The following is a 10,294-nucleotide window of genomic DNA, read 5'->3' as shown; positions in this document are numbered from 1 at the left end:
GCGCGAGATAAATTCGGGGGCTTGAGGATTTTAGATTTTAGATTTTGGATTGATTCCACGGATAAATCACGTGGCGGATACCACATGAAGAAATTCGCTTGTCAACGTATCTAGAAGGCGTATCGTGCTGCCGCGCAAGTTTAGCACCTTAACTCAATCAGAGTATTTATACACTTTACATTTTACCCCGAATCTGAATCCAAAGCACCGACGGAAAAGACTTCAGGATATGCGATCGACCCTGAGTTCCCCCAATTTGTTTTTTTTGTTGCCTTTTGACTCGCTCTTGTCTATAATCGTACTTCACCACCCTAATTACGGTATTCCGACCTAATAACCGTACATTCACTAGAGGAACAAATATAATGAGCCCGTGGCAACGCCTAACTCAACACCTTCACTGGCCAAAACAGCCATCAGCCAGCACAAATCAATCATTTACTGCCATGAAAAGATTTGTATCGCTATTTTTAGTGGGAATAACTTTAAGTCTCGCCGTTGCATCCTGCGGCCAGGGAACCACCAACAACCCCGCAGGCACTCCAGGCGGTGCTACCCCAGCAGCCAACAAAGGCAACGTAGAATTAACCCTAGTATCCTTCGCAGTCACCAAAGTCGCCCACGAAGCCATAATTCCCAAATTCGTAGAACAATGGAAAAAAGAAAAAGGCCAAACCGTCACCTTCAACCAAAGCTATGGCGGTTCCGGTTCCCAAACTCGCGCCGTAATTGACGGTTTAGAAGCAGACATCGTACACCTAGCCCTCGCCTTCGACACTCAAAGAATCGAAAAAGCCGGACTAATTGAGCCTGGATGGGAAAAAGAAGTCCCCAACGAAGGCATAGTCAGCAAATCCGTAGCAGCAATAGTCACCCGCGAAGGCAATCCCAAAGGCGTCAAAACCTGGGAAGATTTAGGCAAAGACGGAGTAAAAGTGATTACTGCCGATCCCAAAACATCAGGCGTTGCCCGCTGGAATTTCCTCGCACTTTGGGGTTCGGTTGTTAAAACCGGAGGAGACGAAACCAAAGCATTAGACTTGACTACTAAAGTCTACAAAAACGTCCCCATCCTGACTAAAGATGCCCGCGAAGCCACCGACGTATTTTTCAAACAAGGCCAAGGCGACGCCTTAATTAATTACGAAAACGAGGTTATTTTGGCTGGTGAGAAAGGCGAAAAACCGACTTACACTATTCCAGACGTGAATGTGTCGATCGACAATCCCATTGCCATTATCGATAAAAACGTTGATAAACACGGTAATCGCGAAGTCGCCGAAGCATTTGTCAAATTTCTGTACACCCCAGAAGCTCAGCGAGAATTTGCCAAAGCAGGCTTCCGCCCAGTAGATGCGACAGTAGCGGCGGAACCGGAATTTGCCCAAAAATATCCCCCCATCAAAACCCTATTTACAGCTCAAGACTTAGGAGGTTGGGGAGATATTCAGCAGAAATTCTTCGATGACGGAGCTATTTTTGACAAAATTCAAGGTTCAATTAGACAGTAGTGGCCGGGGCGGGTTTACGAAATGATTGGTTTTAGGCAATTATTATTGGTAAAACCCGTATCTGGTATGGTGCGTCGCTCCTAGATATTCGATCGCGCCTTGCCGATTGTAGGATGGAGCCGCACCCTACATCTATCTAATGAGCCAGGGTTTACCAGATGATTGGTTTTAGGCAATTATTTTTGGTAAAACCAGCCCCCGATCGCAATTATTCTTTCCAACTCAAAACTATTCACTTATGGCTGAATCATCTGCAATCAGTAACCCTCAATCTCCGATCGAAAATATCAAAAGGGCGATCGGCAAAATCACATTACCTTGGGGAATAACCCTAGGCTACCTCAGCTTAATGCTATTGCTCCCAGTTGCAGCATTGCTGCTGAAAGCCAGCACAGCAAACCCCGCCGAATTTTGGAAAATTGCCACCAGTCCGATCGCCCTTTCCGCCTACGATGTCACCTTCTTTACGGCATTAATTGCGGCATTAATTAACGGAGTCTTCGGCACATTAATTGCCTGGGTATTAGTCCGCTACGACTTTCCCTTAAAACGGATTATAGATGCAATCGTCGATTTACCCTTTGCGCTCCCTACCTCCGTCGCCGGTTTAACCCTCGCCACAGTTTACAGCGATAACGGCTGGATTGGTTGGTTTTTTGCACCTTTGGGAATCAAGATATCGTTTACTCGCTTAGGCGTAGGTATAGCAATGATATTTATTTCCTTGCCATTTATCGTTAGAACCGTACAGCCAGTTTTAAACGAGATGGAAAAAGAGATCGAAGAAGCAGCTTGGTGTTTAGGTGCTTCTCAATTTGAAACCTTCTGGCGAGTAGTTTTACCGCCGTTATTTCCGTCTATTTTAACCGGAGTAGCACTCGGCTTTTCGCGAGCGGTAGGCGAGTACGGCTCTACTGTAATTGTAGCTTCTAACATACCGTTCAAAGATTTAATCGCGCCCGTATTAATTTTTCAAAGATTGGAACAGTACGACTATGCAGGAGCAACAGTTATCGGCACTGTCATGTTAGGTATTTCCCTGGCAATGTTGTTCGCCATTAATCTCTTACAAGCATGGAGAAGACGCTATGACGACTAATATCAATTCACCCGCTGGTTACAAAAGTCCGCCCGCAGGTTCTAGTCGGAGCCAGGAAAAAGCTTGGGTAAAACCAACTTTAATCGGAATTGCGATCGGCTATCTCGCTCTTGTCTTATTTATCCCCACTCTCAACGTTTTTTATCAAGCTTTCAGAAAGGGATTTGAGCCATTTTTTTCTAACTTAACCTCACCAGATTTTCTGCACGCAGCGCAACTAACCCTGATAATTTCTCTGATAGTTGTGCCAATAAATACAGTATTCGGTTTGTGTGCAGCCTGGGTAATTGGCCGCAACAAATTTCGGGGGCGCACGCTATTAATCAGCCTTTTAGACGTGCCTTTTGCCATCTCTCCCGTAGTTGCAGGTTTAATGATTGTACTGCTTTACGGTCGGCTGGGATGGTTCGGGCCGTGGCTGGAGGCGGCAAATATCAGGGTTATTTTTGCCTTCCCTGGAATGGTGCTAGCGACTGCTTTTGTTACCTTGCCTTTTGTGGCCCGCGAAGTAATTCCTGTTTTGGAAGAAGTCGGAACAGATCAAGAAGAGGCGGCGAAAACTTTGGGAGCAAATGACTGGCAAATTTTCTGGAATGTCACGCTTCCCAGTATTCGCTGGGGATTGCTTTACGGAGTAATTTTGACCAATGCTAGAGCAATGGGAGAATTTGGAGCCGTCTCTGTGGTGTCGGGAAATATTGCTAAAAAAACACAAACTTTGCCTTTGTTTGTAGAGGATGCTTACAAGCAGTACGCGACGCAAGCCGCATTTTCGGCTGCGGTAGTTCTCGGTCTTTTAGCAGTTGTTACTCTCGTGCTTAAGGAGATTTTAGAACGAAAAACTAGGATTAAAGAAGTTGAAGAATAGTCATTAGTCATTAGTCATCAGTCATTAGTCATCAGTCATTAGTCATTAGTCATTAGTCATTAGGGTGCGCGCTGTGAACCTCATCCCTCAAACCACTCATTAGTAAGGTGCGGCGCTATCGACAATCTAGTGGGAAGCTCGAAAATCTCGCAGCAACGCACCCTACAAGATATTGGTACAAAATGTAAACTGAAACAAAAATTAGGAGTCCCAAATGTTAGCTCACAACACTAGCGAATCTCAATTTGAGCCGATCGACAATTTTCACAAAACCCAAGAATCAGATATTCCCAAATCTGAGATTGGCGACAGCAGACCAACTCAAACCCGCATTCGCATTCGTGTTCCTAAAGAATACCATCAGGAACCTGTAATCTCTAACCTGATTTCTGAATACGGTTTGACGGTAAATTTTAATGCCGCTTTGTTGGGTGTCAAAACTTTAGATGACGGTTGGTTTGATCTGGAACTTAACGGTACAAGTAAACAGATTGAAACGGCTCTGATTTATCTCAATGATTTGGATGTAGAAATCTGGAGCAATTCCAATAATCCCGATGAAGAAACTTGGTAATTAGTGAGTCTGGGACGCACCAACCTGGAAGATCAGCTAAGGATCGCTAATTAAATAATTTACACTCTTGAAAGTGGGATGGGCGTCCCGCCCGTCCAGAAAGGGCGGGCGGGACGCCCATCCCACAAGAACCATCACGCATTCTAAGTTATTTAATTATCATTCCTAATATTCTGGACTGACACGCATATTTTTTTCGACCCGATTTATTGAGCCTAATAGTCTCAAGTAATGTTAGTCATGAGTCAGCCTATCTCTTCCTGTAAAATAACCGTTATCAAGGTTCTAGTGAGGAATGCAAGCCTTCATAAAACTCAGAGGACTTGTTGCATTCCTCCCTACAAAGCAATTTAATGGCGGTTGTTCGTTAGCGAAGCTTGCAGAAGAGGATCGCACATACCCATCATTCAGCAGCTAACAACTACCAAATAACACCAGCTTACAGCTAATAATCGTGACTGATGACTCTTGATTAACAAATATCGATCGCCATCAGTTAACTATTCGATTGACAATTTTTATAAAATCTGGTTTTTTCTCCATCTCTGGCATATCAATAAACAGCGCGCAAGTCTTCTCCAACATTTGTGTAACAGCCGGAACAATATCCCCCTTTAAAACTTCTAAACAATCAAACTAACTCAGTTAGGGTAGGGGTGCATATAAAAACATTTTTGTCAATATTCAATTTAGGTGAAATTTAGGTTAGGTGGCAGTTAGGGGCGATCCTCTTCTGCAAGCTTCGCCAACGACTCTCATCCGCACTCAGCGGGAAAGCTCGATCGCTGCTGCGGTTGGTTTGTGATATGAATTTGATGTGTGCGTGTACCAGGAGAATTTGAACGTGGAACTCTATAAAGAACGGAAACACCAAATAGTTTTTGCTGATTCACAAGTTAAAGATTGCGAAAGTTTAACAGAAACGGTCAATTCCGATACAGAAATTGTTATTCTCAAAGCCGATCGCGACGGCATTGAGCAAATTGCCGAAACACTTAAACAGCGGAAAAACATTGCAGCCGTCCACATTTTGTCTCACGGCGCAGCAGCCAGCTTGCAACTGGGAGCAACAGAACTAAATCTGTGCAACATTGAAAGCTACCGCAATTATTTAGAAACATGGTTTGCTTTGCCAGCAGTCGAAGCAAACTCGAACTCTTCAATTACAGCTAAACCAGAAATTCTGCTTTACGGTTGCAACGTCGCCGCCACAGAAGCAGGTGTGGCGTTCGTCCAAAGGCTGAGCCAGCTCACGGGGGCAAATATTGCCGCTTCCGATAACTTGACTGGCAATGCTGCGTTGGGGGGAGACTGGGAACTCGAAGTAACTACGGGCAACATAGAAACACCTTTAGCATTTTCGGCTGAGGCGAGGGAAGCTTACAGTGGCGTACTGGCTGACTTGAACCAAAGGACTGGCGACTTTAACGGACTGGTAAATGCCATCAATGTTGCCAACATCAACACTGGCATTGACACGATCACTCTCACTGCCGATATTACCCTCGCAGGGCAATTGCCGAGAATTACCGACACCACCACTATTGTTGGCGGTGGTTTCAAGATCAGCGGCAATAACAACCGTGCCTTCGTAGTTGATAACACAACATTTAACATCTCAAACCTCACCATTGATTCCGCACAAGCAGTAGGCAACGCAGGAACCATCGGTGGTGGTGGCGCCGCAGGCTTAGGTGGCGCCCTTTTTATCAACAGCGGTACAGTCACAGTTGACAGAGTTACTTTTTCTAATAACTCTGCCGTTGGCGGTGCAGGTGCGGCGGGGAATGGTGGCAAGGGTGGTAGCGCGGATCTGGCTACTGTCTTTGGAGGCACAGCAGGGACAAATGGTAGAAATGGTAGAAATGGTCTACCAAGTAATGGCGCTGCCGGTGGGGTTGGCGAAGATGGCGAGGCTGGCGGTACTGGTAATGCTGGCGGTACTGGCGGTATTGGCGGCACTGGCGGTACTGGTGTTGGCGGCACAAACGGTGGTGCTGGTGGCATTGGTGGTGCTGGTGGTGCTGGTAGTGTTGTCGGTAGTGGCGGCGGTGGTGGTGGTGCCGGTGGCGGTGGCGGTCCTGCTGGTACTGGTATTCCAGGTAATGGTGGCAATGGCGGTGTTGGCGGTGCTGGCGCCTTTGGTGGCGGCGGTGGTGCTGGCGGTACTTCTGGTACAGGTGCGGTGCTTGGTGCTATCGGCGCTGGAGGCATTGGCGGCTTCGGCGGCGGTGGCGGTAGTGGCAATGGTGCAAGCGCAGGAGGCACTTTTGGCGGTGCTGGTGCTACTGCTGGCGGCGGCGGTGCAGGTTTAGGTGGCGCGATTTTTGTTGGCGGTGGCACTTTGACCATGACCAACAGCACCTTATATAGCAACACAGTTACGGGTGGCAATGCTGGTAATGTTGCCGCAGGTGCGGGTACAGCCGCAGGTGGTGCAATTTTCGTCAACTTAGGTGCTACAGCTACCCTCACTAACAACACGATCGCTTATAACTCTGCAACAGCCGCCACAGTTGGCACACCGGCTAGTCTGATTGCTAGTGCCGGAGGAATTTACAACAACGGCGGTACAGTTACAGTCAAAAACACGATCGTCGCTGGCAACGTTGCTACTACCGACACTGATGTTACAGGGACATTCACCGGGAACAACAACCTGATTGGGGTTCTCGGCAGTAGCACTGGTTTTACAGCGACTCAGCAACTAACCGGTGCTTTGACAAATGTATTAGCACCAGTCGGCTCTGCCGGATTGAATGGCGCAACGGCTCCGGCTCCTTTCACCCTTGCCCTAGTTGATAACAGCCCGGTCACAACTAGCACTAACCAAGCCATTGGCGGTGGCAACAGCGCCGACGCAACAGCGGCCGGTTTAACTACTGACCAACGCGGTACAGGTTTCCCTCGGAAAATCGACAATACTCTTGTCAGCAAACCTAGTGTTGACATCGGTGCTTACGAGTACGGCCCAGTGGTCGTGGGTCAGAAATTCAACGACCTGAACGGGGATAGCCTGCAAGGTGCTGCGGCAACTGAACCAGGTCTAGGCGGCTGGACTATTACCGCAGGTACGAAGACTAATGTAACATCTGCGGTTGCTGCCACTCTCGGCCAATACACTCTCACGGATACTAAGGCCAATACAGCGATCGCAGAAACGTTACAAACCGATTGGGTGCAGACTTTAGCACCAACGGTGACGACTGGTACTGCTGATGTTACGGGTGCTAACTTCGGCAATTTCCAACTGACATCGATCGCGGGCAAAACCTACACCGATCTCGTCGGCAACAAAGTCTTAGACCTTGGCACCGACACCACATTAAACGGCGTCACGGTAACTTTATACAAAGACACCAACAACAACAACACGCTAGAAGTCGGCACAGATACGGTTGTGGGCACTCCACAAACCACTGCGGGAGCCGGAGATTACACATTCGCGGATATAGGCCCCGGCAATTACCTGATACAAGCCACTGCCCCAGCCAACTCCACTATCTCTTTCCCCGCTGCCGCACTTCCCGTTACCGCCCAAAGCGGTACTCCCGTCACCGGTCAAAACTTCGGCATTTTCCAAAACATCACCGTTAGCGGCACCAAATTCACCGACCTCACAGGTAATAGCTTCTCTGCTGACGACACCCCCCTCAACGGCACTACCATTCGCTTGTTCAAAGATACTAACGATAACAGCACTTTAGATAGCGGTGATACGGAAATTGCCTCTCAAGTTACCGGTACAGCGCCAGCGGCGCCTGGGACGTATAGCTTTGCCAACGTCGGCTCCGGTCGGCACTTTGTGAGAGAAGACGTGCCGGATGGTTTCTCACAAACCGCAGGCCCGACTTTTTATCCAATTAACCCGGTCAGCGGCACAAACATTACGGCTCAAAACTTCGGCAATTTCCAACTAGGCAAAATCAGCGGGATCAAATTTAATGACCTCAACAAAAATGGCATCCAAGATGGGCCAGAAGAACCACCGCTAGGAGGCTGGACAATTTACTTGGATGCCAACGACAGCGGCAGCCAAGATGCAATACCAGGCGAAACAGGCACCAACGCCACCGTCACCGATGTCGCCGGTAAGTATCAGTTCACCAACCTGCCAGCCGGCACTTATACAGTGCGGGAAGTGCCACAAACCGGCTGGACGCAAACTGTACCCCCCGTCAACCCAGCTAGGCCTACTGTTCCCGGCGCGTTTACGATCGCCGTCACCAGCGGCACAGACTCCCAAAACAACAACTTCGGCAACTTCAAGCCCAACTCGATTAGCGGTCTGAAGTTCAATGACCTCAACACAAATGGCATCCAAGATGCGCCAGCAGAAACAGGACTACCCAACTGGCAATTCTTCCTCGATACCAACGATAACGGTACTCTCGACACTGGGGAACCGAACACCCTCACCGATGCCACCGGCAACTACAAATTCCTCGATTTGTCAGCCGGAACCTATAAGGTGCGGGAAGTCTTGCAGCCTACTTGGACGCAAACTACCTCCGACCCGGCGGACATCACTGTCACCAGCGGTCAAGATATCGCTAATATCAACTTCGGCAACTTCCAGTCGAGCACTATCAGCGGTCAAAAATTCAATGACCTCAACAACAACGGCGTTAAGGATGCCGGAGAATTGGGGCTAGCTAACTGGCAAATATTCCTCGACAGTATCACTCCCGATGGCATCTTTCAGCAGGGCGAACCGACTACCATCACTGATGCAGCGGGCAACTACACTCTCCGAGATATACCCGCAGGTACTTACCAGGTAAGGGAAGTTCAGCAAACCGGCTGGACGCAGACGACCCCCAACCCCGCCCCCGTTACGGTTAATCCCTCGGATAACATCACAGGCATTGACTTCGGCAACTTCCTGCCCCAACCGGGGGCGATCCGAGGTCTGAAGTTCCAAGACACCAACAACAATGGCACTCAGGATGCTGGAGAACCGGGTTTACCCAATTTCCAAATTCAGTTAACCAATGTCGTAGCTGGAACTGCTCCTGCTCCTGTTACTACTACCACAGACAACAGTGGCAACTACCTGTTCGCGAACCTAACGCCGGGAACCTACCGCGTCAGGGAAGTCAACCAAACTGGGTTTACCCAAAGCACACCCGACCCTGCCGACATCGCCCTAACTTCAGGCGCTATTGTTACGGGCATCAACTTCGGGAACTTCCCAGCGCCGCCGCCGCCGACGCCGACTCCGACGCCGACTCCGACTCCGACGCCGACTCCGCCGCCAGTGCCACTGCCACCTGTACCGACGCCGACGCCTGCACCTGCGCCGACGCCTGCACCTGCGCCGACGCCTGCACCTGCACCTGCGCCGACGCCTGCACCTGCACCTGCGCCGACGCCTGCACCTGCACCTGTAACGACGCCGACGCCTGCACCTGTACCGACGCCGACACCGACACCGGAACCTGTACCGACAGATTTGGTTTGCCCTGAGAACTTCCCCAGGATAGCTACTCCCACTGAACCAGGTACTCCGACCGCGGGTAATGTGATCAATGGCCCTAACGGGGACGATACGATCGTGGGTAGTGCTGGCAGTGACTCTATCTTCGGGTTGAGCGGCAACGATTTGATCTTTGGTCGAGGGGGCGGTGACTATATCAATGGCAATACGGCCAACGATACTGTCTATGGAGGCATCGATAGCGATACTCTCTTTGGTGGCAAAGGGTTTGACCTGATTTTTGGCGATCGCGGTAACGATACGATTTATGGCAATCGTGGCAACGACTCTATTTCTGGCGACGAAGGCAATGACTTATTGTACGGGGGCAAAGCCGATGACGTAATTTTGGGAGGCGCTGGCGACGATGTGCTCTTTGGCGATCAAGGCAATGACACTCTCTGCGGCGACGACGGTAACAATACCTTAATTGGCGGCAGCGGTGATGATTTGCTCTTTGGTGGCACCGGCGATAACTTGCTCTTTGGTGGCATTGGCAGCGATACCCTCGTCGGTGGCAGTGGCAGCGATGGTTTTGTCTTATCAGCGGGGGGAGGAATTGACACGATTTTCAACTTCACTGCAGGAGTTGATTCGATCGAGTTGGTGGGAGGCTTGGACTTCAATCAACTGTCGTTAACCGAAACTAATGGCTCGACGGCGATCGGAATTGCCAACAGCGACCAGATTTTGGCTATACTGACGGGCGTACAGCCGAGCCAGTTATCGGCTCAGAGTTTTAACTTGCTGGTTTAGTCTGCCG

5 protein-coding genes are annotated in these 10,294 nt (G+C 49.4%); all 5 read left to right on the top strand.

Annotated elements, in window-relative coordinates; translation table 11 throughout:
* Nucleotides 1-365: 365 nt before the first annotated feature.
* The 5 genes from QUB51_RS03600 (at nucleotide 366) to QUB51_RS03580 (ending at nucleotide 10,287) form a co-directional block, all read left to right on the top strand.
* Nucleotides 366-1,511, top strand: a complete 1,146-nt coding sequence (locus QUB51_RS03600; RefSeq protein ID WP_333259109.1) for a sulfate ABC transporter substrate-binding protein — start codon at nucleotides 366-368, stop codon at nucleotides 1,509-1,511.
* Between the two features lie 238 nt (nucleotides 1,512-1,749).
* On the top strand, nucleotides 1,750-2,610 hold the full coding sequence (cysT, locus tag QUB51_RS03595) for a sulfate ABC transporter permease subunit CysT (RefSeq protein ID WP_333209815.1): 861 nt from the start codon (nucleotides 1,750-1,752) through the stop codon (nucleotides 2,608-2,610).
* Nucleotides 2,600-3,478 carry a sulfate ABC transporter permease subunit CysW gene (gene cysW, locus QUB51_RS03590; protein ID WP_333057939.1) on the top strand — a complete coding sequence of 293 codons (879 nt, stop codon included), beginning with the start codon at nucleotides 2,600-2,602 and terminating at the stop codon, nucleotides 3,476-3,478. The genes cysT and cysW overlap by 11 nt, the downstream gene beginning before the upstream one ends.
* Before the next feature lie 214 nt (nucleotides 3,479-3,692).
* Entirely contained in the window at nucleotides 3,693-4,052 is a 360-nt protein-coding gene (locus tag QUB51_RS03585; protein ID WP_333057940.1) for an NIL domain-containing protein, read from the top strand.
* A gap of 844 nt (nucleotides 4,053-4,896) precedes the next feature.
* The gene (locus QUB51_RS03580) at nucleotides 4,897-10,287 is read left to right on the top strand and encodes a DUF4347 domain-containing protein (protein ID WP_333259112.1); all 5,391 of its coding nucleotides are present in this window, start codon (nucleotides 4,897-4,899) and stop codon (nucleotides 10,285-10,287) included.
* The last annotated feature ends 7 nt before the right edge of the window (nucleotides 10,288-10,294 follow it).

It is taken from the genome of Microcoleus sp. AT8-A3 (assembly GCF_036705675.1).
Lineage (GTDB): Bacteria > Cyanobacteriota > Cyanobacteriia > Cyanobacteriales > Microcoleaceae > Microcoleus.
The sequence above is the reverse complement of the archived record's forward strand: the minus strand, read 5'-3'. Positions and strand labels throughout refer to the sequence as shown.

Excerpts from the sequence above, each read along its gene's own strand:
- cysW (WP_333057939.1), top strand. The coding sequence starts at position 2,600 with ATGACGACTAATATCAATTCACCCGCTGGTTACAAAAGTCCGCCCGCA.
- cysT (WP_333209815.1), top strand. The coding sequence starts at position 1,750 with ATGGCTGAATCATCTGCAATCAGTAACCCTCAATCTCCGATCGAAAAT.
- QUB51_RS03585 (WP_333057940.1), top strand. The coding sequence starts at position 3,693 with ATGTTAGCTCACAACACTAGCGAATCTCAATTTGAGCCGATCGACAAT.
- QUB51_RS03600 (WP_333259109.1), top strand. The coding sequence starts at position 366 with ATGAGCCCGTGGCAACGCCTAACTCAACACCTTCACTGGCCAAAACAG.